The 26,731-nt window shown below is 48.0% G+C and carries 23 protein-coding genes; 7 read left to right on the top strand and 16 right to left on the bottom strand.

Features of this window, described 5'->3' with window-relative positions; genetic code table 11:
- Positions 1 to 229: 229 nt before the first annotated feature.
- Positions 230 to 1,108 carry a tetratricopeptide repeat protein gene (locus HPS55_RS12710; RefSeq protein ID WP_172178444.1) on the bottom strand — a complete coding sequence of 293 codons (879 nt, stop codon included), beginning with the start codon at positions 1,106 to 1,108 and terminating at the stop codon, positions 230 to 232.
- Between the two features lie 68 nt (positions 1,109 to 1,176).
- Positions 1,177 to 2,385, bottom strand: coding sequence for an MFS transporter (locus HPS55_RS12705; protein ID WP_253945891.1), 1,209 nt, complete (start codon positions 2,383 to 2,385; stop codon positions 1,177 to 1,179).
- Between the two features lie 149 nt (positions 2,386 to 2,534).
- On the opposite strand from HPS55_RS12705, the gene HPS55_RS12700 reads away from it, so the two are divergent.
- The 4 genes from HPS55_RS12700 (at position 2,535) to HPS55_RS12685 (ending at position 6,364) form a co-directional block, all read left to right on the top strand.
- Positions 2,535 to 2,969 (top strand): DUF6249 domain-containing protein, encoded by a 435-nt coding sequence (locus HPS55_RS12700; protein WP_172178442.1) that lies wholly within the window; start codon positions 2,535 to 2,537, stop codon positions 2,967 to 2,969.
- Positions 2,970 to 3,017: 48 nt separating this feature from the next.
- Positions 3,018 to 3,560 carry an RNA polymerase sigma factor gene (locus tag HPS55_RS12695; RefSeq protein WP_172178441.1) on the top strand — a complete coding sequence of 181 codons (543 nt, stop codon included), beginning with the start codon at positions 3,018 to 3,020 and terminating at the stop codon, positions 3,558 to 3,560.
- Positions 3,544 to 3,894, top strand: a complete 351-nt coding sequence (locus HPS55_RS12690; protein WP_172178440.1) for a hypothetical protein — start codon at positions 3,544 to 3,546, stop codon at positions 3,892 to 3,894. The genes HPS55_RS12695 and HPS55_RS12690 overlap by 17 nt, the downstream gene beginning before the upstream one ends.
- Before the next feature lie 565 nt (positions 3,895 to 4,459).
- On the top strand, positions 4,460 to 6,364 hold the full coding sequence (locus HPS55_RS12685) for a heavy metal translocating P-type ATPase (protein WP_172178439.1): 1,905 nt from the start codon (positions 4,460 to 4,462) through the stop codon (positions 6,362 to 6,364).
- Positions 6,365 to 6,579: 215 nt separating this feature from the next.
- Here the strand turns inward: HPS55_RS12685 and HPS55_RS12680 are convergent, their stop codons facing one another.
- Both HPS55_RS12680 and HPS55_RS12675 read right to left on the bottom strand, forming a co-directional pair.
- The gene (locus tag HPS55_RS12680) at positions 6,580 to 7,986 is read right to left on the bottom strand and encodes a C1 family peptidase (RefSeq protein WP_172178481.1); all 1,407 of its coding nucleotides are present in this window, start codon (positions 7,984 to 7,986) and stop codon (positions 6,580 to 6,582) included.
- Between the two features lie 3 nt (positions 7,987 to 7,989).
- Positions 7,990 to 8,538, bottom strand: coding sequence for an NUDIX hydrolase (locus HPS55_RS12675; protein WP_253945890.1), 549 nt, complete (start codon positions 8,536 to 8,538; stop codon positions 7,990 to 7,992).
- Between the two features lie 243 nt (positions 8,539 to 8,781).
- Between HPS55_RS12675 and HPS55_RS12670 the strand changes: the two genes are divergently transcribed.
- Entirely contained in the window at positions 8,782 to 9,324 is a 543-nt protein-coding gene (locus HPS55_RS12670) for a porin family protein (RefSeq protein WP_172178437.1), read from the top strand.
- 102 nt (positions 9,325 to 9,426) lie between these two features.
- Complete coding sequence (locus HPS55_RS12665) at positions 9,427 to 10,311, top strand: NAD(P)-dependent oxidoreductase (protein WP_172178436.1); 885 nt, start codon at positions 9,427 to 9,429, stop codon at positions 10,309 to 10,311.
- On the opposite strand, the gene HPS55_RS12660 is transcribed toward HPS55_RS12665, so the two are convergent.
- The 6 genes from HPS55_RS12660 to holA all read right to left on the bottom strand — a co-directional run bounded on the left by HPS55_RS12660 (position 10,294) and on the right by holA (position 19,790).
- Positions 10,294 to 11,082 (bottom strand): aspartate dehydrogenase domain-containing protein, encoded by a 789-nt coding sequence (locus HPS55_RS12660; RefSeq protein WP_172178434.1) that lies wholly within the window; start codon positions 11,080 to 11,082, stop codon positions 10,294 to 10,296. The two genes, HPS55_RS12665 and HPS55_RS12660, sit on opposite strands and share 18 nt — an antisense overlap.
- Positions 11,083 to 11,370: 288 nt before the next feature.
- Entirely contained in the window at positions 11,371 to 15,399 is a 4,029-nt protein-coding gene (locus HPS55_RS12655) for a fibronectin type III domain-containing protein (protein WP_172178432.1), read from the bottom strand.
- A 197-nt stretch (positions 15,400 to 15,596) separates the two neighbouring features.
- Positions 15,597 to 16,508, bottom strand: a complete 912-nt coding sequence (locus tag HPS55_RS12650) for a dihydroorotate dehydrogenase (protein WP_172178430.1) — start codon at positions 16,506 to 16,508, stop codon at positions 15,597 to 15,599.
- A complete protein-coding gene (locus tag HPS55_RS12645) occupies positions 16,496 to 17,269 on the bottom strand; it encodes a dihydroorotate dehydrogenase electron transfer subunit (protein WP_172178428.1) in 774 nt (257 codons plus the stop codon). The genes HPS55_RS12650 and HPS55_RS12645 overlap by 13 nt, the downstream gene beginning before the upstream one ends.
- 225 nt (positions 17,270 to 17,494) lie before the next feature.
- Entirely contained in the window at positions 17,495 to 17,989 is a 495-nt protein-coding gene (locus HPS55_RS12640) for a helix-turn-helix domain-containing protein (RefSeq protein WP_172178426.1), read from the bottom strand.
- 775 nt (positions 17,990 to 18,764) lie between these two features.
- Complete coding sequence (gene holA / locus HPS55_RS12635; protein WP_172178424.1) at positions 18,765 to 19,790, bottom strand: DNA polymerase III subunit delta; 1,026 nt, start codon at positions 19,788 to 19,790, stop codon at positions 18,765 to 18,767.
- Between the two features lie 91 nt (positions 19,791 to 19,881).
- On the opposite strand from holA, the gene HPS55_RS12630 reads away from it, so the two are divergent.
- Positions 19,882 to 20,331: a type I restriction enzyme HsdR N-terminal domain-containing protein gene (locus HPS55_RS12630; RefSeq protein WP_172178422.1), complete on the top strand. Its 450-nt coding sequence runs from the start codon at positions 19,882 to 19,884 to the stop codon at positions 20,329 to 20,331.
- 108 nt (positions 20,332 to 20,439) lie between these two features.
- Here the strand turns inward: HPS55_RS12630 and HPS55_RS12625 are convergent, their stop codons facing one another.
- The 6 genes from HPS55_RS12625 to HPS55_RS12600 form a co-directional block, all read right to left on the bottom strand.
- Positions 20,440 to 21,282, bottom strand: coding sequence for a zinc ribbon domain-containing protein (locus HPS55_RS12625; RefSeq protein WP_172178420.1), 843 nt, complete (start codon positions 21,280 to 21,282; stop codon positions 20,440 to 20,442).
- Positions 21,283 to 21,392: 110 nt separating this feature from the next.
- Positions 21,393 to 22,178 (bottom strand): Nif3-like dinuclear metal center hexameric protein, encoded by a 786-nt coding sequence (locus tag HPS55_RS12620; protein WP_172178418.1) that lies wholly within the window; start codon positions 22,176 to 22,178, stop codon positions 21,393 to 21,395.
- 113 nt (positions 22,179 to 22,291) lie between these two features.
- A complete protein-coding gene (locus HPS55_RS12615; protein ID WP_172178416.1) occupies positions 22,292 to 22,840 on the bottom strand; it encodes a hypothetical protein in 549 nt (182 codons plus the stop codon).
- A 17-nt stretch (positions 22,841 to 22,857) separates the two neighbouring features.
- Positions 22,858 to 23,754 (bottom strand): DNA/RNA non-specific endonuclease, encoded by an 897-nt coding sequence (locus HPS55_RS12610; RefSeq protein WP_172178414.1) that lies wholly within the window; start codon positions 23,752 to 23,754, stop codon positions 22,858 to 22,860.
- Positions 23,755 to 23,846: 92 nt separating this feature from the next.
- Positions 23,847 to 24,638: an ABC transporter permease gene (locus HPS55_RS12605; RefSeq protein ID WP_172178412.1), complete on the bottom strand. Its 792-nt coding sequence runs from the start codon at positions 24,636 to 24,638 to the stop codon at positions 23,847 to 23,849.
- Between the two features lie 4 nt (positions 24,639 to 24,642).
- Positions 24,643 to 25,299, bottom strand: coding sequence for an ABC transporter ATP-binding protein (locus tag HPS55_RS12600; protein ID WP_172178410.1), 657 nt, complete (start codon positions 25,297 to 25,299; stop codon positions 24,643 to 24,645).
- Between the last annotated feature and the right edge of the window lie 1,432 nt (positions 25,300 to 26,731).

The following is a 26,731-nucleotide window of genomic DNA, read 5'->3' as shown; positions in this document are numbered from 1 at the left end:
GTTTGAATCCCGGGGTGCCGCTACGCTCTGCCCCGGGCTATGTGCTTGTTGCCCCTGCGGGGCGCGTTCTTCCAGGGCGCGTTCTGTCCGGACGATAATGTAGTTTAATTCTGTTGTCTAACTTATAAAAGTATTTGGCTATTACATCATAACCATTTAACAACAAAGCAAATCATAATTCTCCATTCTCAATTTTCAATTCTCAATTAATCAATTATATTCAACAAAGTCAAAGCCCCAACGGATTGATATTGCTGTATGCCTGGCGCACTTTATGCTCCACTCCATCAGCCGAATAATCACCATTTATATCAGCCACCTGCTCGGGGGCAAGCTCAAGAACAGTCTGCATATCATCCTTGGCTCCGTTCATATCGCCCTTATCATATTTTATGGCGCCACGTTCCCGAAAAGCATCGACACAGAACGGGTTTACCTCTATCACCTTATTATATATGTCGAGAGCCGTGGCGTCATTGCCCTTGGCACGCTCCACACGCGCCGCAAAGAGCAGCACATCCTCGCTTTCCCGAGCCTCCGTCATGAGATACTCCTTGTCTTCTCCGGCTCCTTCGGTGTCCCCCATGTCAAGCAGTGTTCGTCCGCGCAACAGATAGGCATCAATCATATTACCATCCAATGCAATGGCGCGGGTAAGCATGGCCACAGCCACCACAGCATTGCCCTGCCCTATATGTGCCTGAGCGTAAAGATAGTGCACGAGGGCATTGTCCTTGTCAACACCCATTGCACGCTCGCACGCCGCCGCCATGCCCTGATAGTCCTCCTGCATGTGGGCCGTCTGCGCCTCGCGCACGGCTATAGCCACATTGTCAGGCTCGGCTTCGGCCAGCACTTTCAGCTGTTCGCGTGCACCGTCAAACTCTCCCATGCGTATGAGCGCCTGAGACAGATAGTCACGAACCTCAAGGTCTTCGTGTATCTTAAGAGCCTCCCGGTAACATTTCACGGCATAGTCAGTCTGTCCCATCTTGGCTGCCCTCACTCCATCGTACTTGAACATGTCGAACCGGCGGATCTCGTCGGCTTTCTGTTTCTCTTCGGGTGTCTCCTCGCTTCCCCCGAACAATGCTTTCAGTATATTCATCCTATTAACTTGTTTTTGTTATTCCATCGTGCAAAAATACACAATTATTATGAGAACAAGGCCGCATTTCATCGTTTCTTCAGGCTCGGCAGCATAAACGCCACCACACCAAGCAACGGCGTATAGGCGCAGAATGAGTAGATGGCCTCAATGCCATAAGTGTCGGCAAGTGAGCCGAGTATGGCACTGGCAATGCCGGCCACACCGAAAGCGAAGCCGAAGAAGAGGCCCGAAACCATTCCGAGCTTGTTGGGCAGAAGCTCCTGAGCGTAGAGCAGAATTGCCGGAAAGGCCGACGAAAGCATCAGTCCGGCACCAAAGCTGCACAGCACCGTCGCCTCCAGACCCACGTGCGGCATAAGCAAACTGAACGGGGCGCAACCGAGTATCGACACCCATATCACCGTCTTGCGGCCATACCTGTCGCCCACAGGCCCGCCAACGACCGTACCTATGGCCATAGCGACAAGGAATACGAACAGCAACACCTGCGACATCTGCACCGAAACACCGAAACGATGTATGAGATAGAACGTGTAATAGTTGGTCAGACTGGCCATATATATGTACTTTGAAAATATGAGCAGCATGATTATGAAGATGGTAAACACCGTGCGGCCCATCGGCAACGGACGCGGCACACGCGGACGAATGGCGGCAGCACCTGTCTTAAGATTGGTCAGATAGGCGCTGTACCAGCGGCAGATGGGCACCATAGCCACAAAGGCAAGCATCGAAACAACCACAAACCACGCCACATTGCCCATGCCGTGAGGGGCAACGATGAGCGCCACGAGCAGCGGCCCGACGGATGTGCCGAAGTTGCCGCCCACCTGAAAGAGCGACTGAGCCAGTCCGCGGCGCCCGCCACTGGCCAGCGACGTGATGCGCGATGCCTCGGGATGGAGCACTGACGAGCCAATGCCGACAAAGGCCACGGCCATGAGCACCATCAAGAAGTTGCCGGCCTGCGACAGCATGACCAGTCCGGCGGTGGAAAAACACATGCCGAAAGGCAGGCACCACGACAGCGGATGCTTGTCGAACACGAGGCCCACGACGGGCTGAAACACTGACGAGGCCAACTGATAAACAAGCGTGATAAGTCCTATCTCGGAGAAAGTAAGGGCCAGGTCGTCCTTCAGAATCGGATAAACGGCACTTACCACCGACTGCAACAAATCGTTAAAGCAGTGTGACAACCCCAAGGCTATAAGCACCGGAAATGCTATCCTCGACGTATCCGCCCGCTTGATGTTTTCTTTAAACATATCCATATCGTTTTGTTTTGGCATGCAAAGGTAGGCAATTTCGCGCTAAAATCACTTTTTCCGCAAAAAACATCTCCCGATACTGTAATATATACCGCCTGCCTGCGTCTATATAGACAGAAAACAATAATAAACAACAAAAAAATTACAAGATTATGGACTGGATTATGATTCCCCTCAACGTGCTGATCGTATTCGGCACAATCTACAAAGTGTTCGAACTCTTCGCCCGAAAAGAAGAACGGAAGATGCTCATCAACAAAATCGACGAGATAAAGAATGTCGATCTGTCGAAGGTGAACCTTAACATCAGCAGCGCCAAGGACAACAAATATCTTTCGCTACGCGCCGGCATGCTAATACTCGGTGTGGGGCTGGGGGCCTTCTTAGGAATAATATGTGTGATGATTGCTCTACCGATGATAGAACAGTGTGCCAACATCATGCCTACATATTATGCAAGGGAGATGCTAAGCGCATCGTGCGTATGCCTATTCGGCGGACTGGGCCTCGTCATTGCATATATAATAGAGCAGAAAGCGCGACGCAGGGAAAAGGATAACGCCCGTGACAACGACAGCAACGCCTGAGCATCAAGAAAAACAATACCCCGAACCATAAAGTGACACCACACCCCCATGGACGAAAGCAAACTGATAGCACGCATTCTCGACGGGCACACCGACGACTACGGCTACTTCATTGAGCGCTATGGCGACAGCGTGGCGTCCCTCGTGGCACGGCTCGTGCCGTGCCACGAGGATGCCGAAGAGCTGGTTCAGGATGCTTTCATCAGCGGTTTCAATCACATCGGCAGTTTTCTTGGCCATGCCTCGTTTCACACGTGGATAAGCCGCATTGCCTACCGTTGCGCCATATCTCACCTGCGCCGCAAGCGGATAACGTATGTAGAAATAGACGAGCGCACACCGGTGACCGACGCCGAGATAGACGACGTAATGGCCGACAGTCGGCGTGCCGAGCTGCTGGAAAGAGCCATCGACCGGCTCAGACCCGACGAGAAAACGCTGCTCACGCTCTACTACTACGACAACATGCCGATGAAAGACATTGCCTATATCACGGGCATAGAGCCGGGCAACGTGGCCACGAAACTGCATAGGATAAGAAAAAAACTGTATCTCATAATTAAAAAGGATGACAATGGAGAACGGATATAACAAAGACAACGCCCTGCGGCAAGCCGTAAACAACGCCACTGAGGCCAACAAAGTGAAGCTGCCGTCGAATTTCGCCTTCACCACCATGCGCCGCATTGAGGCCGAGCGCTGCCGCACGGCACGCCGCAACCGCATAGCCGCCATCGTCTCGCTTGCCGCCATGTGCAGCGGTGGAATTACCACGTTGGTATATCTGTGTGCCGATGCCATCATCTCCAACATAAAAACCATGTCTCACGACGATGCTCACTTTGCCTGCGTCGTGCCGATGGTCATCTGTCTGTCATTCTTTGCCGTGCTCAACACGATACTCCGCAAGCGTATGAACGGCTGAATGAAGCGCACGTCACTAAGGTGTTAATGTCCGGTTTCTCCTATGTCGCGGTTCCTCCCCTTTAGGGAGGTCAGGTGGGGCCGTCAATTCTTTTCTTAATTTTCCGCACTCTTTTCTTCTCATTCTAGAAAAGCCGTAAGGCCTTCTCTGCTTTCTTTACACACATTTCGGGCATGGTTTTCTTGCCGTAAAGGCCTCCCGGCTCTCCCATTACGGCGTTGTTGTCTTCCCGCGGCGGCCTCGTTGCAATGCCGGGAGGCCGTTACGGCAACCTCGGGAGGGCCTCTCTGCTTTTCTTACACGGCGTTATCGCGGCCAAAAGAGCGTAACACGCTGATTATCAGCGCATCCTATTTCCGCCGAAAAATCGCGTTTTTCGGGCCGTAATGCACAAAAGACGATTTCGTAACGAACGACGAAGTGATTTGTAAGAATAAATCAGAAGTACCCTCCCCGACCTCCCCCAAAAGGGAAGGGCCGCGTGCGTAGAATAAAAATCCCCGAACTTTGCAACACCATTGCAAAAATAAAACGCTAACTTTGCGACGCAAAAACATAAATAGATATGGAAAAGAAGACTATTGCCGTATTAGGCATGATGTGTGCGGGGTGCGCCGGCAATGTGGAACGCAAACTGGCGTCGCTGCAGGGAGTAGCATCGGCCGCTGTCAATCTGCCCGCACGCACGGCTCTCGTGGAGTATGACGAGAACCGGATTACACCGGAACAGATGAAAGCCGAACTGGCCAAGATTGGCTTCGACATGGTGATTGAGGACAACCGCGACGTGGAGTCCATCGAGCGCCGGGCCTATGTGGCGCTGCGCCGCAAGGTGATAGTGGCGTGGGGGCTGTCGCTCGCCACCATAGCCGTGAGCATGGGGTGGACAGACATGGGCAGCGCCATGGCCGCCAACGTCACAATGATGCTTCTCGCAATGGGCGGCATGGCGTATTGCGGCAGCCGCTTCTACACGTCGGCATGGCGTCAGCTGCGCCATGCCACAGCCAATATGGACACGCTGGTGGCCATGAGCACCATCATTTCGCTTGCCTTCAGCGTGTTCAACACTTTCTGGGGAGAGCGTTATTGGGGTAGCCGCGGCATAGAATGGCATACTTACTACGATGCTTCGATGATGATTGTCACCTTTGTGCTCACGGGGCGTATGCTCGAAGAGCGCGCCAAACGCGGCACGGCATCGGCCATACGCTCGCTGATGGGGCTGGCTCCGAAGACAGCACACCTCGTAGACGGCGACACCGTGACCGACGCACCGCTGTCGGCATTGCAGCCGGGCGACACGATAGAGGTGCGGCCGGGTGAGAAGATACCCGTAGACGGTGTGGTGACCGCTGCATGTAAGGCCGCGGCGAGCACCTCGGCACAAGTCGACGCTGCGGCCGCGGCCATACTGATAGACGAAAGCATGATAAGCGGCGAGGCGCATCCGGTAAGCAAGACCGCGGGCGACAAGGTGCTGGCGGGTACCATCGTCCGCCAAGGCACGTTCCGTCTGCAAGCCAAGGAAGTGGGCGTGAAGACGATGCTGGCCCACATCATACGCATGGTGCAGGAGGCACAAGGCTCAAAGGCACCCGTGCAGCGCGTAGTAGACCGCATAGCCATGGTGTTTGTGCCGGCGGTGCTGTGCATCTCCGTGCTCACCTTCGTGCTATGGCTCGCCATCGGCGGCACCGAAGTTCTGCCCCGCGCCGTGCTCTCGGCCGTATCGGTGCTGGTAATAGCCTGTCCGTGCGCCATGGGTCTGGCCACTCCCACCGCGCTGATGGTGGGTGTGGGAAAGGCGGCACAGCGCAACATACTGATAAAAGACGCCACGGCGCTTGAGAACATGCGCCACATCGATACGATTGTGATGGACAAAACGGGCACGCTCACCCACCTCGTTGACAACGAGGAAGTGCTGAAACCGCACGCCGCCGAGGCAATGGACACCCTGCAACAGAGCGGTATAGAGGTGTATATGATAAGTGGAGACAAGGAAGAGAACGTGGCACAGCGGGCCCATGAGGCCGGCATAAAGCACTGGCAGAGCCGCGTGGTGCCGCAAGACAAGGAAGACCTTGTGCGGAGGTTGCAGGCCGAGGGTCACAAGGTGGCAATGGTGGGCGACGGCATCAACGACAGTCAGGCACTGGCTGCCGCCGATGTCAGCATAGCAATGGGCCGCGGCACCGACGTGGCAATGGACGTTGCGCAAATCACTCTGATGGGTACCGATCTGCGCCGCATACCCGAAGCCATCGACCTTTCACGAAAAACAGTGGGCATGATTCACCAGAATCTGTTCTGGGCGTTCATATATAATATTGTGTGCATACCGCTGGCAGCCGGCGCTCTCTACAGCATTGTCGACTTCCAGATAACGCCCATGTATGCCAGCGCGCTGATGGCAATGAGCAGCATCAGCGTGGTGATGAACAGTCTGCGGCTGAAGAGAAAATGATATTTTCTCTAATTGAGAATGGAGAATTGGGAATTGACAATTATGATTACCGTCAGATAATGGAGAATTTCTTTAATTGAGAATGGAAAATGGAGAATGGATAATTATGATTAGCACCAAGGCGTTATGTTGTTGTCGTCCTTTATGCAGGTAATCATAATTATCCATTCTCCATTTTCCATTCTCAATTAAAGAAATTCTCAATTCTCTATTACCTACTCGTCCGGCAGGAACAGCGGATCTTCCGGCATTACCATCACGGGCTTCTGCTCGTTCATCTTCAGAATGTCGGCCGGAACGTACTTCTTATCTACCACCAGACGGAACATATACTCACGTATCCATCGGTCGGTCATTATCAGACAGCCGTTCTGGCCCCACGATGCGCCCCAACTGTTCTCCACCTTCCACTTCACCGGCTTGCCCTCGGCATCGATATCGACAGCCGTCAGCGTCATGGCATGGGTAGAACCGCTGTCGAACGTACTGATACGCTGCGCCTTATCCATGCCGAACGTAGTGCCGAACAGGCTGCCGTAGTCGTAGTTCTCGGTATCGGCATAGCCGCGCTTGCGGTCGAGCATCTTGCCTACATCGTAAGAACTGTACATCTTGCGACCGTCTTTCAGCGAGGCTACAGCCATACGTTCGATGTCCTCCATCGGCAGGTTGATGTATTTCCAGTTGTGTCCGTCGTATGTATGGCGGTCGTACTCCACCTCGTATGTCTTGTAGTACTCGCGCCGAGGGTCGTTCATGGCCATGATAAACGTGCCGTTGACAGGCTCATTGCCCACCACCTCGTTGCGGAACGTCATCGGAGTATACTTCTTTGCCTCGCCCACAGCACGGCCTTTCTTGTCCTTGAAAGCATAAACAAACTCTGCCGGCGGTTCGCCTATGGTCATGGCCAGCATGCGATATACAGTACCAAGCATTTTGGTCTTCTCTGCCGTAATAGCTGCAGGCTTTTTGCCGTCGGATACCATCTGACGCAACTGCAAACCAAACTCACGCAGTTTAGATGATATAAGACGTGCCATGCGGCTCGTATTATCGCTCGAATACGTTTCAGGCATCACCGACTTTGGCACCAGTCCATACTTGTCCACAAGATCGGCCACACCACAGAATGTACCTCCGTCGTTTATCGGATTCTTGAAAAAGAACTGCACACGCTGGTCGTCCATCGGTTTCTTGGCCGTGTCAATCACTCCCTGCAAAAAGAGATTGGCTTTCTCCAACTGGTCCCAAAAGAACAGATAGCCGTGCGAAAGCTCTACAGTGAGCGAGTCTGTACGTTGGGCAAAATTGGAACGCAATACATTGAAACCGCTGAACATCCAGCAACGCCCCGAACTCTGTTGGTCGGTTATAGACTGCTTGGGGGTTTCCACACTGAAGTATGTGTCCAATTCGCCGGCATTGGCATGATTCTGGGCCAGATTGTCTATAGAGTTTGATGCCATGGCATTTGCCAGAGCACGACTGCCTGCACACATCTTATGCGACTTCTGTATCTCACTGATAATCTGCGGAGACAGTCCACCATCTGCGGTCTGAGCCATCACACCTGCCGCAAAACCCAAAGTTAAGGATAAAAAAATCTTTCTGCTGTTCATCATTTATATTGATCTATTTAAATTGTTCTCTGCAAAATATCTCCACAACGGAGCTGCCATCAATGCCTGTTTTATATCTCCACGTTCAAGCATAGCCAATACTTCATCACGACTGAACAGACAGACATCGATGTCCTCTGTGTCATCAAGATGCTGTCCGTCGACAAGCTCTACACCTGTAGCCAGATAACAATGAGTTATATTGGTACATGTACTGGGATTGGGCGACACCACCATCAGCTCGCGCCAATCACCGCCCGAATAACCTGTCTCTTCGAGCAATTCGCGGCGGGCAGCCTCGAGCGGTTCCTCACCCTTCTCAATCACACCGGCCACAATCTCAAAACACGTCTGTCCCAAAGCATGACGATATTGGCGCACAAACACCATACGTCCGTCTGGTGTCACCGCGATTACATTTATCCAGTCAGGGTATTCCAGCACGTAATACTCATCGTTCACAACTCCAGTAGGCAATTCCACCGTGTCCCTGCGGGCCGTGAGCCACGGCCGACGTATGATATACTCGCTCTTGAGTGTTTTCCACTCCATATTCCGATTGTCCGTCATGTCATATATAATATAATTATGTTCACGTATGTTTATACAAAATTAAATAAATAATCTCATAATACATGAAGATTTCGTCTGTTTTTACCTTTTTTATATCCATAAGTCAAGAAAGTAATATTTTTTATTGTATTTCATTGAATATATTTTTGCTTATGTTGAAAATATTTATACCTTTGCACACAGATAGTCAACAAAATGTTTCACTATTTAAAAAGAAAAATTATGAAAAAGTTATTTTTAGCCGCAGCCATGATGGTTGCTTCTTTGGCAGCAAGTGCACAAGTGTATGTTGGTGGATCATTGGGATTCCAATCAATTAAACCTTATGATGGTGCAGAAACATCAACAACATTTTCAATCATGCCCGAAATCGGTTACAATCTTGATGATAATTGGGCTGTAGGTATACAATTAGGATATACTTCTTCAAATGCTGACAGTGATTTTGAGAAAACAGATTTCACAAAAGCCATTATCAATCTTAATCCTTACGCACGCTACACTTTTGCAAAGACAGGTATTGCCTCTTTCTTCGTTGACGGTGGCCTTACTTTCAACTTCTATACAGCCGATGCCGAAGGTATGGTTTGGGGAATTGGAGTACGCCCCGGTGTCAAACTGGCTGTATCTGAAAAAGTTGACGTAATTGGCAAACTCGGTTATTTAGGGTATGCTGCAGCAAACGAAAAAGCAGGAAAAGGTTCTGCTTTCGGTCTGAATATCAACAACACAGACATTGAATTTGGTGTAAACTTCAATTTCTAAACCAACTGTCGGGTACAACATACCGACTTACAGAATTACGGAGGCCACGGATTACGATTCGTAGCCTCTTTGTTGTTATATATATTGAATAAAACGAGAACTATGTTTCAGAAATTAGTAGCCATAGAGCCTGTAAGTCTGATTCCGGAGGCCGAAAAAAAGTTATATGGATATGCACATGAAGTGACGATTTACAATGACGTTCCGGCAACGGACGAAGAAATCATAAACCGCATCGGAGACGCTGACGCGGTATTGCTGAGTTATACTTCGCGAATCAACCGTTTTGTGCTGGAAAGATGTCCAAATATACGTTACATCGGAATGTGTTGCTCGCTCTATTCTCCGGAAAGCGCAAACGTAGACATACGCTACGCCGAGGAACACGGAATAACCGTAACCGGAATCCGCGACTACGGTGATGAAGGTGTGGTGGAATATGTATTGAGTGAACTGGTACGCTGCCTACACGGATTCGGTGAAGAAGCATGGGACGGTATGGCGCGCGAAATAACAGGACTGAAAGTCGGAATTGTAGGGCTTGGCAAGTCAGGCGGAATGATAGCCGACGCGATGAAATTTTTCGGAGCCGATATAACCTATTTTGCACGCAGTGAAAAGAAAGAGGCGACACGGAAAGGCTACCGCTTCCTGCCGCTGAAAGAACTATTATCCGAAAGCGAAGTGGTGTTCTGCTGCCTAAACAAGAATACGATACTACTGCACAAGGCAGAATTTGACGCACTTGGCAACAAAAAAATACTATTCAATACAGGACTATCACCGGCATGGGACGAAACGCCTTTCACAAAATGGCTGGAAAGTGACAATCTATGTTTCTGCGACACACTGGGAGCTTTGGGCAACGAAAAACTCCTTCATCATCCGCACGTACGCTGCATGCAGGTATCGACGGGCCGCACCCGTCAAGCGTTTGACCGCCTGAGCGAGAAGGTGCTGGCCAACCTTTCAGAATACAATGGGTGATGTGATATTGATAAGGGTATTGACAACCGACCAACCTGCTATTTCGGCCGTAGCACTGTAAACATCTATCACAGCGTGCACCTGTTCGTTGCGAATCTCTACACGCTGAGTGTCACCCTTAAAACCAGGTGTAGACTGCATCGTAACCTGCATGTTGTCCGGACCAACCGAGGCCAGCGAAGCCGCTACGGTGACATTGACTTTGGTGGGAAACATCCGGATGGCTTCGGTTGCAGTGCCCGAGAATACCGTGCGCTGGTCAGTCTGTAGAGTATCGTCGTATACCGCAGTGCCTTTCAAGGCATTGGGACCTTTTTCGTTGAAGAACCGGGCCGAGGCATTTCCCATAAGCGAAGCCGTGCGCAGCACATCGAATCCGCCAGTAGCTCCGGAAGCAATGTACACTCGCGCATTATTGGCTTTAGCCCTCTCCTTCACTTTCTGACAGAATGCCTTATCGGCCAAAGCACCGATGGACAGGGTGACAATGGAGGTACCGTTTTCCAAAGCCGGCAATGCAAGTTCGCGCATGGCTGCCGGTGAAGCGGCCTCTACAAGATATTTCGGCTTCAACGCCAACAGGCTTTCCAATGAGTCACATGCAACACATGGAAATCCATGTTGACACATTTTGTCTGCAAGGCTCTCAGCCTTGGCCAAAGTCCGTGAACACACACCCACCAATTCATAATCGGGCAACAAACCGTTGAGAATAGCATCGGCTACAATACCGGCTAATTTTCCGCATCCTACTATTACTAACTTTTCCATACTGCAAATTTACACATAAATCACGAGATTGTACACCGGCAGAATAAAGGAAATGATTTTTCTTTAAAGGAAAGTTACGGAAAAATCATAAGATTGTTTGCTTACTACGCATAAAGAACTGTCTTTGTGCCGGAAAGGATATAATGGTATTAAAAGGTCGCTCCCAAACATAACCGTATCAAAAACCGGATAAAAGATTTTTGAAATACAGTTATGTATGGGAGCGGCTATAGCTTTTGTGAACAACAATGAGGTTTGTCCACTATTGTTCACAAAAGAGATATTCCGTCAAAGCACGACCTTGCGGGTAATGACCTTGCCACCGGCCATTGTGGCACGCATAATGTACATTCCCTTAGCGGGAGTGGAAACACGCTCACCCGAAACGGTGTAGTATTCCACGCGCACCGGAGTGCTGTCACCCCCTACAACAGTGCTGATGCCATTGCTACCACCACCGGTATGATATTCAAGATAGATTATTACACACTGCTGTTCGCCGGTGTTCTTGAACGTCACGACATCAGCAACGTCAGCAAGGTCAAACGATACCTTGTTCGGATTCTTGGTGTCCTTGGTGGGAGCCAGTATCACGGAGTTTTCCTCTGTATATGGTACTCCGGCTACATTGGCCCAATATGACGTGCGGTTGGCCGTTGACACGTTGGTATAGCTCCAGAGAGTAATCTTTGTGGCCTTGGCTCCTTCTGGCATGAAGACACTCTCCTCAGCCCCATTCGACAGTTTGATGGTGGTACGGGTGAGAGCCTGATCTTTGTATTCTACATTGATCTTGTCTCCGGCACTGAAGTTTTTGGTAAGATTGCCAGTCACTACGAGCGAGAATCCTTCGGCATCGTCACCCTCCGCACCGGTAAGCATGTTGTTGGAATTCGCTCCGTCGTACGAACCGGGAATCATGTTGCCCCATGTGAGCAGAGCTGTCTTGGTTTCACCTACAGGGTCCACAGGATCCGGTCCCTCGCCACTACCGGGATTCTTTTCTCCGCCAACGACCTTGATGGTTCCGTCAGTATAAAGAGACGAGATATCCCATGTCTGACCTTCACCGGGTGTCGCTGGAATGATTTCAGAGAATGTACCGGTGATAGTTCCGCCGGCAAGATTGAGCACCTGATATACCGTCGCGTCGTAAGGGGCCTTGTCCAGTCCTTCCTCGGCAAGTACAAGAGGCACACCCTCGCCTATCGTCAGATTGCCTTTAAGAGTGAGCGAGTTGCATGCAGCAGCCGTAACAGGTATGCAAACCTTGGCACCTGTCGCGACGTTGAGCGTCTTGCCAAACGTAAGAGTGCTACCGTCCACAAGTGTATCGCCAGCCAATATTACGCCTTCACTCTTCACTGATACGGCTCCGCCTACAGTTCCTTTTCCGGCCAGCGTAGCGTTGGCATTCACTGTGTATGCACCGGCACCGCTGTTATTGCCGTTCACGATCAGGCGGCCTCCGTTGACTTGGGTTGTTCCCTTGTAGATATTCTTTCCGGTAAGACGCCATTCACCCGAACCGGCCTTGACTATGTTTGTCGTTCCTTCCTTACCACCCTGTGCACGTCCGTCGATGACACCGTTGAATGTCTCGTCGGTATTGGCCGTGCCGACAATCCATGTTCCGCTACCTGCATTCTTAACATCAAATCCGGAGAGGAATGTCCCTGCCGCACCCGACAATCCGCCGAGATAGAACGTCGACTGGTTCTTTCCACCGACAATCTGGGCCGTTCCCTTAAGGGTAAACGTACCGTTCTGAATGCCTTTGCCATTACGCACGGCGAACTGGCTGTTGGCGGCTTTACCCGTTCCGTTGACAACCACCCGGCCCGTAAAGTTGTCCCAATTGCCCTCGATATATTCACGAACCCAATTGACTTCCCACTCCAGAGTGCCGCTGCCGCTGACAGCCGACTTGACAATACAGTTGCGGAAGAGCGAAACATAAGAATATGTATCTTCCGTTGCCTCGATCGGGAATGTGTACGTGGGATTCTTGTCGTTGCCGCTGGCTGTGGCAAATGTTCCGCCGCACATCACGAGTTTGCTCACAGTGCCGAGTCCGGCCTTGGAAACCATTTCACCATTAAGCAGCACCTTTCCACCTTTCATTATCAGATTGCCGTCGTACTTGAAGAACTCGGTATTGTTGACAGTAAGCTGTCCTGCACCGTCTATCGTCAGATTGCCCGCACCTTCTATCGAACCGGACATGCTGACAGCAGCCGACTTGTTCTCTATATTGAACGTCGTGTTGCCGTCAAGCGTAGCCGAACGGTTGGTGGAAGCACTGGCACCGATGTACTTGTATGTACCGCCGCCCCAAATCCAGTTCTGCGCGAACTCCTGTGAAGCACCGAGACCACTGGCCACTCCGCCGTTGGCAATGCTTGAGAACTCGTATGTTCCGTCATGCAGCACAGTAGCGCCTTCATACTTTTGGGGAGTCTTGACTACGAGTGTACCGCTACCGGCCTTGTTCAGCGAACCGGCACCAGCTATGGCGCCAGCCCCTCCCAATGTAACATCAGCCATTCCGTTTACCACAACAGCGGACGGGGAAACGGCCTCGGCGATATCAACATTGATATTTTCTGCCGGAGCTATGAGCACATTCTTGCCGTCTGTATATGTACCACCGTTGGTCCAATTAGTGGAGGCCATGCTCCATGTGCCACTGCCTCCCGCCCATGTATAGTCAGGGGCAAAGGTTTCGATATCGACAACCTCCACCGGCACGGGACGTGTCTTGGCTGTCAATGTATTGGAATACTCCGAAACATTCTCACCGGCAAATGCACGCACACGTATATTATACGGTTTGGCCGGTTCAAGTGACTCATCGGTAACTGTATACACGCTGGCATCAGCTGCCGTACGGCCCACTTCCACAAAAGCTCCGTTCTTCTCCAACTCGACGATAAATCCGTCTTCATTGTCGGAATAGTCGAGCCACGACACGGTAATGGAATTCTGTGTTGACTCCTCATGCTGCAAACAAAGAGGTGCACGGAGGAAATAATCACGGTCGTCACGTGTTATGCTGTTGATGTAATTCTCGATATTTGCATATCCGTTGGCAGCTATTGCCATAGCGTCATTCTTGTTAGGATCGGTGCCGTTGGCCTCTTCCCAAGCATCCGGCATTCCGTCACCATCAGTATCCACACGCTTGTTTCCTTCCCACACAGTCCATGTGTCGGGAGCACCATAGATGAGGGTTTTCTCATCATATATGAGAGCGCCTTTCGTACCGAAAGAATATACCTCGTCTATCATATAACAGTCTGAATAGTCACGGTAAGGCAGTGATGCTCCTACTGTCGGGAGCAGATTCTCGACGAGCGTATTGCCGGGTAACTTCTCCAGTTCAGGATAGTTGTAAGGCACATTCTGACGGTCACCTGCCGAATAATCGGTCACCAATACTGGATCATACTTTCCGTCCATATTGCTGTCCTGCCAGTTGTCATCCCCATAAAAATGGAAGTTTGAGTTGCCTCCGGTGAACGCAGCGCCGCCTTTTGCCGGACCGTTGATGAAAAGATTACTCTCTATGTTACAGTAGCTGTCACCGGCAGAGTCGCCTCCCATATTGTATGCGGCGTTTTTCCAGTTGTATACAATATTGTTCACATACTGGTTGATTCCCTTTATCTTATTATTACGCGTGCTGTTGTCGCAATAAAGGTTACGATAGAGCGTAATGTTGTTAGATTGCATCAGCCCTCCGGCAGAGTGGGTCATGAGTCCCTGTCCCATAATGGTGTTTGAGATGGTGATGTTCTCCGGATTTTCTCCCTTGCCGTCAGGATTGATCGAGAATGTCTCGTCAAGTCCCCACGAGAACGAGCAATGGTCGAATATCATGTTGGTTCCATTAGCTATTCCGGCACAGTCTTTACCGGAATCACCTCCCTTACCCATACGGAAACGCATGTAACGCACAATGGTATTGGTGGCACCTGAGAATGATACACCGTTGCCATATACTGTCACACCCTCGCCAGGAGCCGTCTGTCCGGCTACATAAAGGTTTTTGGCAAATACTATACGACTGTTGATCTTGATAACTCCCGCTACATCGAACACTACGATGCGGTTAGGCTGGCTCACTGCATCACGCAATGACCCTGCGCCACTGTCGTTAAGATTAGTTACATGATACACTGTACCAGTGCGACCGCCTGTAGCAAAACGTCCCCAACCTTGGGCGCCGGGGAATGCCAGTTGTTGGGCATTGGCACAAAGACTGCTGCCGGCAAGCAACAATCCTAAAAATAAAGTAGTTGTTTTAACTTTCATATTTTAAAAATGATGGTTATTAGCTAATTAGTTTGATTCACAAAATTAGCAAAAAACCATAATACCCGATAAATGCATATCAGATATTATGGTTTTATATCAAATATTCAAGAAAGAAGCCTTACAATATACCTTAGCGGCCATAACTCATCCCTTCACGATACTCAAAAATCTCAGGAAAGCCAGTCTTCACAATTTCAATCTTTTAGTGCTCCGATGATTTCTGTCACAGAACTGCATCCGTGGACATCAAGCCACTCACCGATACCGTCACGCACCTTTATGGTAACCGCCGGATCTATGAAGTTGGCCGTACCTATCTCCACTGCTGTGGCTCCTGCCATCAAGAATTCTATGGCATCGGATGCCGTAGAAATTCCGCCTAGACCGATTACAGGTATTTTCACAGCCCGTGCCACCTGCCATACCATTCGCAGAGCCACAGGTTTCACCGCCGGACCACTCAGTCCTCCCGTACCTATACTCAGACGCGAGCGCCTGCGCTCGATATCTATTGACATACCCATAAGAGTATTTATGAGCGACACGCTGTCGGCGCCTTCAGCCTCACAGGCACGGGCTATATCGGCTATGTTTGTGACGTTGGGCGAGAGTTTTACAATGAGGGTCTTGTCATATCTGGCACGTACGGCCCTTACCACACTCGACGCCCCCTCGCACGTAACACCGAAAGCCATTCCACCGTCTTTCACATTGGGACATGATATATTGAGCTCAATGGCAGGAATATGCTCCAAAGTGTTTATGCGTGCGGCGCATTCGGCATAGTCGTCAGGCGAAGAACCGCTCACGTTGACTATCATATTGGTGTCTATACCCTTTATCTGCGGATATATGTTGTTACAAAAATAGTCGACTCCCTTGTTCTGCAACCCTACACAGTTAAGCATGCCGTGAGGAGTTTCGGCCATGCGCGGATAGTCATTGCCTTCACGCGGACTTAAAGTCGTACCTTTCACTATAATACCGCCAATGCCGTCAAGAGGCACAAAATCGGCAAACTCAAGGCCATAACCAAAAGTACCCGATGCCGTCATTACGGGATTCTTCAACTCCAGATTATTTATATTTACATTTAAAGCTGCCATAATAGTTTCTTAATATTAAACACCGGACCTTCCTTACACACACGCAAATTGCCCATTACCGTCTTCTCTACACAGCAGAGACATACACCTATTCCGCAAGCCATCATATTCTCCAGCGAAACCTCGCAATCTATGCCGGCATTATGGGCATGGCGGGCTACGGCTTTCATCATCGGGGTTGGCCCACAAGTGACCACACGGTCAAAATGCTCGGCAAGCACAGAATGGTTTGTCACAAAACCGCGCTCACCGTACGAGCCGTCTTCTGTAGTAACACACACACGCCCATACTTGCCAAACAAATCAAGTTCGAGCAAATCGGCAACGCGGCGTGCACCAAGCAAGAATGTAGGCTCACAACCACGATTGTGCATCTCTGCACCCATATACAACAACGGAGCAACACCTACACCACCACCCACAAGCAACACGCATTCACTTGTCGTATGAGGCATGGTAAATCCATTGCCAAGTGGCAGCACACAATTAAGAGTCTGTCCGGGCTGAACCTCGGAGATATGCCGTGTACCATCACCTACAACAGCCACAAGCAGCCACAATTCATTGGCATCACGGTCTACAAAATTTATTGAAATGGGACGGCGAAGATATGTCTCGGACGTATTGTCCACACGTACTTCCACAAACTGTCCGGGATGCATATCCGGTAAAAGACTGTCAGATGTCAATCTCACCAAAACATACTTCCCGTTGATTCTTTCCACAGCTTTGACCGTCAGATCGAGGATGTATTTCTTCATTTCGTATTCTTTATAAATATGTATTCTTCAATTATAACGACTTGTCCTGTTCCTACATAATACTAAATAGTATATAGGATTATAATATTGGCAATCCGCTTGCAAAGATAACTCTAAATTCTGATTAAACGAACTAAATAATCGCATTTATCGAAAAGCTCAGTACAGAAACAAGTCCCAACAAGCAAAGACTCCTTTTTGATACGACTTCATCAGAATGACTTTTCACTTGCTTTTAGAAGGCACAAAAGTCTCATATGTAAGATCATCAAAATAGATACGAATCTCCGTTATCTTTCGTTGCGGTTTGTCAATATATTTAATTTCTTCACGAATGATTTCCGGACGCACATTTCGCACAATGTTATCAAACGATGTATCCGAATGGCTGTCTGTCGACGGATGATGCTCACTTTGGATGATTGGCGAGGAAGAAAAATCGGAATCACTGACAGGCCCGTCATCATTACCGAACAAATCCGGACTATCCTTCGAGACACCTGACCCTTGCTGAACATACATACTCCCGGAACCAAACATAAGCCAATCTGTATTAATGTCCGGTATTTTCTTTTTAATGGCTTCCACTATATTTAGGGTAGGGCGGGTACGTCCATTGAATATGCTGCTCAACGAAGCCGGAGACATTTCGATGAACTGAGCGAACACCTGTTGAGTCATGTGCATTGACTCCATTATCTGTTTTACTCTATCTTTCATAACCTTATCAGGACATTTAGGGCATATAATGCCACTTCTTCTTTGTGTTTACAAAGATAAATCTTTTTTTTCTAACAGACAACAAATGTATATGAAATTTAATATAGTAATGTTTGGTTTACAAATCAAAATAAGCAATTGCATATTTACATAATAACAACAAAACAACTTTAGAATTACAAAACAATATTTAGACTGTAAATTCATTACAAATATTTAATAAAACATTTTTTGTTAATTATATGGCTATTAATCAATTAATTACAGCTATATTATATTTATACAAGTATTTTTGTTTAAAACATGCACTTATAAATGGTTCAAACCCATAAAAAAGATTATTATTTTATAATAAAATACTGATTTATAATGCTTTATCATTTATTCAACCAAAGTGTATACAGATTGATTTACAAAGCAAAAGTTTGATTTTGTAATTTGTATATTTACATTACAATAATCTAAATTCGCCAATACAAACATAAATACAATTAAGAATATATAGTTTCACAAACCGATATTACCAATTTACATTTCAGAAAATAACCAAATATAAATCTTAAATAAACTTAACAATAAATTTCTAATGCCACCAAAACAGAAAAAACGAAATACAGAAAGAATTCTGAACTACCGGACGAAAAACTGAAAATACGCGAGTTTTGAAGGGTATAAAAACAAGCAAAGTGCCTGATTTATATAGTAATTAGGCCTAAAAAAAGCGTTCTTGACGAACGCCTATTCTAGAAAATCAAAAGCCCAAAAAACGCTTTTTTCAATGAAAAATAAAGAAAATTAATTCTTTCATGAGCTCTCCGACAGGTGTATTCGGGTTGTCAAGCCCCTTACTTTTGGCATCAATCTCTCTAATTTTAGAAATTATCTGCATAACTTTCATTCCACTGTAATTTCGCATGCCGGTAATATAATCTTTCGCAGCCCACGACGATGACAGTTCAAGCCACTTTACCAAAGCATCCTGATTGCCTTTTTGTGGACAATAAAATGCAATCATCAGATTTTGGAAATAATTGAATAGCATTGGAAGAAAAGAATAAAGACTCCCCGACTTCGGATTTTCGTCAAAATATTTCACTATCTGATTTGCCTTGAAGACATTGCGGTTTACGATAGCATCACGCAACTCGAACGAGTTGAAATCCTTACTTACTCCGATCTGCTCCTCCACTACCTTAGGCGTCACCCTACGGTCGTTTTCCGGCAGGGCAATCATCAGTTTGTCGAGTTCTCCTACAAGCCTGTTCAGGTCGGCACCTACGGAGTCGGCAATGATCTGCTGAGACTTCGGATCAATACTTGCACCATTCTGTCGAAGATAAGTTTCGATGAAACCTGGCAATTCGCGTTCGCGCAATTTTTTGCTCTCAAAAAGCACTCCGACTTTCTCTACAGCCGAGGCAAGTTTCTTTCTACGATCTATGCTCCCGTTTTTGTGACACATTACAAGAACTGTTGTCTCGGACGGATTTTTAAGATAAGAATCTATAGCATCCGTATTACGCAGATTCTGAGCTTCCTTCACTATCACCACCTGACGTTCAGCCATCATGGGATAGCGCCTTGCCGCGTCCACAATCTGCGCTGCCGACACATCAGAACCAAACATCACCGTTTGATTGAAGTCACGTTCTTCGGGTTTGAGTACGTTTCCGGCAATATATTCTGTGATTTTATCTATATAATAAGATTCTTCTCCCATAAGATAGTAAACCGGAGCAAACTTGCGTGCCCTCAAATCGCGCATTATACTCTCATAGGTTGAGTTTTTAGTTTCAGCCATGTTCTTTTTACGCTATTATTTATTAATTTTGCATGCAAAGGTAATGCAAACATTATTGAATACAAAATAAATATCACATTATATATATAATATGTATAGACTGAATCTTCCTCAATATGATATAAAAATCAGGGAAAACCACGGACGCTATGACATACTCGACATTTTACGCCGCAAATATGTGGCACTGACACCCGAAGAATGGGTTCGCCAGCATTTCATCCATTATCTGATAGAACACAAAGGATACCCCGCTGCATATCTGACCAACGAAATAGAACTGAAATCAGGAGTCAAGAGACTGCGGTGCGACAGTGTCCTTTACGACACATCATTGCGTCCCCGCATGATTATAGAATATAAGGCACCGTCCATAGAACTGAAACAAAACGTATTCGACCAGATTTCAACATACAATCTGCTGCTTCACGTAGACTATCTCATTGTAAGCAACGGTATGCAACACTACTGCTGCAAGATGGACTATGCCAATCAGAAATATTTATTTTTGAGGGACATTCCCGAATACAAAAATCTTTAACATACGGTAGAGGTTCTTACTTTTATGCTCCCCCGCTTAAAGAAAACAAAAAAAGCCATACCCCACTCCGTTTCCAAGTGATGATATGGCTATGTCTATTCAGTCGGCTTAATCCTCGAATACATCATCAGCCTCCTTCGACGTCTTCCGTATAGCGCGCTTGCGTGTCTTCTTCTTCTCGTCTGCAACCGGTGTCTCGCTCTTCACTCCGGCCAGTTCCGGATCAATCATTATACGTCCGCAATATTCACACACAATCACTTTCTTGTGCATCTTTATATCAAGCTGACGCTGTGGCGGAATCTTATTGAAGCAACCTCCGCAAGCATCACGCTGCACATAAACGATTCCGAGACCGTTGCGTGCGCTCTTACGTATACGCTTGAACGAAGTGAGCAGACGCGGCTCTATTTTTGCCTCATACTCTTTCACTTTTATCTTCAGGCGCTCTTCCTCCGAGCGTGTCTCCTCCATAATCTCGTCAAGCTCGTTCCTCTTCATATCAAGGTCATTGTTACGATCCTCGATAGCCTCATGGCTCATCTGCAGTTCGTTCTCCTTTTCAGAGATACGTACCAATGCCTCCTTAATCTTCTTGTTGCATAGCTCTATCTCAAGTGTCTGAAATTCTATCTCCTTGCTCAAGGTATCATACTCACGGTTATTTTTCACATCATTGAGCTGATTCTTATATCGTTCCACACTGGCCTGAGCCTCTTCTATCTCAGCCTTTTTCCGGCTGACCGCATGCCGAAATTCCTCTATTTCGTTCTGTATCTTCTCGATACGTATCGACAATCCTTCGATTTCGTCCTCCAAGTCCTGCACTTCAAGAGGCAGTTCGCCTCTCAGAGCTCTCTTGTCATCAATCGACGACAGAGCCGTCTGAAGCATATAAAGCGTCTTCAATTTCTCTTCCACAGACAAATCTGTCAGTTCTTTCTTTGCCATAATCATTATATTATTTAATTGTTGGTAATTACTTATATCTTAAACCGCGCACCATATCCGCCTACGAGATCGTATCTGACATGCATCACAACAAGTCGCATCAATCCCGATTAAATATACAAAATCGGATTTGTGCATGTCGATGCTATATGTACCGGCACATCCGGACACATTTCTCTTATAACCGATTGGAACACTTCGCTCGTAAACTGTTCACTCTGATAATGCCCTATCACACATATCTGAATCTGCTGTTCGCGACCGAAATAGACATGATAGTGCATCTCACCTGTAACAAAGGCATCCGCACCGGCCTTTACCGCATCATCAAGCATGAAATCACCCGCTCCGCCACAGATGGCCACACGTCGTATCTTGCGACGCAACAATTCGTTGCACATGGCACACTCCACACCGAACACGCGTTTCACCGTCAGTATAAAATCGTCGGCAGCCATCTCTTCCGACAGTTCGCCTACAACACCGCTTCCGCCATCGATGCCGTCCACAGTCTTCGCAGCCATGAAACGCACATCCGTCAGACCAATCTTTTCCGCCATCTTCCAGTTGACACCGCTACGGGCATTGTCCATATTGGTGTGCATCGACACCACCGCGATGTCGTTCCTGAGAGCTTTCACTACCGTACGCTGCACATAGTCGGCATCGGATATGGTCTTGAGTCCACGGAACAGCAACGGATGATGGGACACAACGAGATTACACCCCTTATCCATAGCCTCATCAATGATACGTTCGTTCACATCAAGGCACAATAAAGCCCCTGAAACCTCCGCCTCTGTCAGTCCTACCTGCAGGCCGGAATTGTCCCATCCTTCCTGCAAGGGCAGAGGCGCGAATCGTTCAAGGGCGCTCAACACTTCCTTTATTTTCACGCTTTTCAGCTTTTTATGTATTCTTTAACTGTGCAAAGTTACAACTTTTCAGGCATAGCACGAAGCCGAAGTTCTTGATTTTAAAACTTTTTAAGCAAATCATAACAGTCCCGCTATCTATTTGTCACATCAATAAGCCGCAACACATTCCTGCGGCAAGACTTCAATCCGGCAGAATCGGCAGACGTCTTGTCAATCAAGTCTACCGACATGCGCAACTCTTCGAGCAGTTCGGGATAATGAAGACACATCTTGTATGCCAGTTTCATCGACAACGAACGTATAGATACCGGTTCCGCATCGGAGACCATCCGGCACAGACAGAAATCAAGAAAGTCCGTACGTATGCTTTCAGCCTCAAACGTCTGACGCTCAAGCAACGTGAGGACAAGGCGCAGGCTCGTCACGTCAGTCACAGACAAAGCCATATCAATCAGTTCTTTCTGCTTATTCTGAAGCCAACTCCTACCCGACGCATTGAAATGCGAGAACACCCAGAGGGCATTTGACGCCACACGCCTGTCTTTATCACCGGCAAGTTTGAAAAGCATGGCTTTCATGCCGTTTCCGTCAGTACACTGGGCCATAAGGCACAATTCGGCAATGTCGGCGGCATGAATACGTTCAGACAATCGTTTTCTAAGCTGACATATCGTCATCATCCTACCTTCTGAATCATTTATCTGACGGCCATTCCACAAACAATCCCCCAAGCGCGCAGGTCCGCTTTGCTCTCCACCCTGTACTCCACGTCATCCGGCAAGGCCGTGAAGAAGTCAAGCCCCGTGATGCGTTCCACCTCGTCTACGGTATTTACGTATGAAGACTTTGGATTGTCGCCCGCCTCATTCTTATAGACAAAACCTATAGCCTGAGGATTGTCGCCCATACGCAGCACCACCTTGAAAAATGCTTCCGGTACCGTCACCTTGTTCTTTCCGATCTTCTTGTTCCGGCTCTTCTTATACAATACCGGGCCGCTCACTATGTACAGCCCGCCATACTCCTTGGCCCAGCGGCGACACTGCTGCTCTATCTCATTCCAGTCTCCCGCATTCAGCCCATGCACCTGCGGACAGGCATTGGTGAAGAGAAACGATTCAAGTTGTGCCTCCTCACTCCACTTGCAATCTGCCGAAGGACACATGTGACCACGATCGTATCCCGAATTGTAATAGTCACTGTCGGTAGCTCTCGGCTCAGGCACATCCTCATCTTCACGGAACTTGATACCCTTGCGGCCATATTTACCGCCGACATGAGCCGCCGTAAGATGCCAGGCCACCCAGTTCGGCAACTTCAAATCCTTGTTGTAGGATACAGTATAAGCCGTCCGACGCAATATCTGCTCACCGCTCGAAGGACGCATGGCAGGCAGGCCGATGTCACGTACCGTAATGGCGGAAGTTCCGTTACGGCCACTGGAAATATCGTCACACAAACCGGCTGTATCTCCAGATGTATTCTCATTCCCTATATTGCCGCCCATCAGAGGCCGGCCGCCATTGCCGTAATTGCATGACGAAAGAAAAAATATCTGTATCGAAATCAGTCCTAAGTATATTCTTCTATTCATTATCAATATTGACCAAGTAAAACAAAAAAATCAGTTATTATCCGGATATGCAAAAAAACAGCAAAGCCCCTGCACATCGGATTATGTTTCGCTTATTTCCTAATCCGGACATCGCGCAATCGGACATAGGCGTCAAACGAACGGCGGTCGGCAAAAAACAGCGTTGTCAAAAGCGCAAGCATCGACGCGGAGAAGATTATTACAGCAAGCATCATCTGATATTTGACGGCTATGCCCGGAGCAGTACCTCCCAATATCTGCCCAATCACCGTTTCCGGCAAGGATACCATACCCATCACCGCAATATTGGCTATACACGGGGCCAACGACTTCTCTATGGCACGACGTACAAAGGGTTTTATCGCTTCGGCATGCGATGCTCCGTTGCCAAGCATATATAAAAAGAACTGACGCTCACGCTGCAGTCCGTCGTAAAACGTATTCAGCCCCATGACGCAAACTCCGAGCATATTGCCTGTCAGTATGCCCATTACAGGTATGAAATAACGAGAGTCAAACGGATGCGGCAGATTCAAGACAAACAAGAGAAAATAGAGTCCGACAGCCAATGCCGCCCCCGACAAGCCGGCCAGAAGCGGCAAGACAATCAAGCGCATCCGCAAACGGGTATTGCGGGAAACCGTGAACGAAGCCACTGCAACCATCAGCAATACCCAAAGGACATTAACCCACGGACTGTTCCACTCAAAAAGATAACGCAAATACAGGCCTGTCAGGAAGAGCTGCAACACCATGCGTGCAACAGCGGTCAGAGTGGAACCGATCTGTCTTGCCAGACCCAACTTATAAAAAATCCACACAGGCACAGCCAACAGTGCCATCCCCACCGCCATGCCTATATATGAAATGTCTGTCGTCATCATCACATCATCCCTCCTCTGTCATGTCATCACACATTCCGTCCGTTATCACTATCCGGCGGTCACAATATGCAGCCAGCCTTTCATCATGAGTCGCCACCACTATCGCGCACCCGGCCGAAGCCATCCTTCGCAGATATTCACCCGTCAGCGCCGTCGCCTCCGCATCAAGCATAGATGTAGGTTCGTCGGCCAGCAATATCGGCCTGGCGAGCAATCCGGCCACAGAGAGCATCACACGCCGCCACTCGCCGCCACTAAGTTCTGCCACCCGCCTGTCATAAAGTCCTGCGTCCAGTCCAAGCCTTCTCCACTCCTCCATCAGCCGTTCCTTTGAGAACTTCACAATCCGGTTTATCTTCAGTCCGAACAACAGACCTGCCATCTCGCTCACCAATTCTACAGGCAATGCAGCCTCTTGAGGAACATAAGCCATCGCTTTCCTGAATTCTTCAGCCGATGATGGGGTGAGCAGCTCACCGTCGACACTGACATGCCCCCCGTCAAGAGGCCGGAAACCAAGCAGAACATTCAGCAATGTGGTCTTCCCGGAACCTGACGGCCCCATCACACACAATATCTCACCATCGCCGACTGTAAACGACAAATCACGAAACAGTTGCTTACCGTTCAACGATACCGACGCTTTCTTTACTTCTAACATAACATTCAATCATTAGTGGGTGAAAAGATAATGCAAATGTACAATAAAAACACGAGACAACGCAACACAGGGACAAAAGAAAATAATTCTCTAAATTATATTGCCCCGCACAACAGCCGCCCACTAATAATTCTCCGAAACGGAAATTTTGGTATGAAAAATGCGATTTGAATTCTCCGTTTTGTCGATTTAACATATGTTAATGGGTACATCGGGACTGCCAATTCTCCGTTTTTTCAAGAAGCATGTTGGTTTTTCTGCCGGCAGCGCCATACCTCCTTCGTTCCCACAGCACAGCACAGATGCACAGCCAAACACCCTGCCCCAGCAATCTTAACGTATAATGAGATGTATTCCCGTCATGCGTCTGCCGCAACCTCATGCGTCGATAATGTCAAGATTATTAGTGCAATTCAAAAACGGAGAATTCGGAGAATTGAAAAACAAGGTATACACCACATACGATTTGCGTATGGTATATTTCAATCTGTTATATATAATATATATTATATATAACAGATTTAAATATAAAATATTTGCTTATAATATATAAGAAGCGGCTGTACCCCCTGTTCTCGGAGATTCTCCGTTTTCAATTCTCCGAAAACAGGCGTTTTTTGTAATAAATTTACATCCACCGTTCTCCATTTCTTAAACACATTACAGGGCATACTCCGCTCTATTCTGTAAACATATTATGCAGTGTACAAAACGAATAAAGCGGAGAATTGACAGTCCCAAAACACCCATTAACATATGTTAAATCAACAAAACGGAGAATTCAAACAGCACTTTTCGTCCCCCAAACACCATTCCGAGAATCCGCTGCGCCGGCTTTATTGCCCGTTTTTTCCCTCCAATGCCGAAAGGGTATGTCGTGCAAAAGTGCCAAAAACATCATCCTCCAATGCCATATCAAATCCCAAACAGCCGTTTTCATATCCCCAAAGTGGCACTTTCGCATCACCAAAGCGGCACTTTCGCATCCCAAAAGCGGCACTTTCGCATCCCAAAAGCGGCACTTTCGCATCTCAAAAGCGGCACTTTCGCATCCTAAAACGACCTGTGATACATGGTAATACATATACACAGGAGCGGACAAGATGATGGTAAAGTATACTCCCAAATTAGATTACGGTTATATAAGTTGGTCAACAGAATTAAACTACATAATAGTCCGGATATAGGATGGATGCGCCTTGAAAAGGCAGCAAGCACATAGCCCGGGGTAGAGCGCAGCGGCACCCCGGGATTTATGTTCAATTGCGCCCATTCGCCCTGCAAGGGCAAAAGCACTAATTATCAGATACTTATAATTTCCCATCCCATATATTTTTTTTATGCTTTTGCCCTTGCTCTAAGTTTGCAGAAGATTGCGACGCAGTCGCATATTTAAAAAAAACAGGAGTTATAATTATGACAACTCAAGACT

It is taken from the genome of Xylanibacter rodentium, from assembly GCF_013166575.1.
Classification (GTDB): Bacteria; Bacteroidota; Bacteroidia; order Bacteroidales; family Bacteroidaceae; genus Prevotella; species Prevotella rodentium.
The sequence above is the reverse complement of the archived record's forward strand: the minus strand, read 5'-3'. Positions and strand labels throughout refer to the sequence as shown.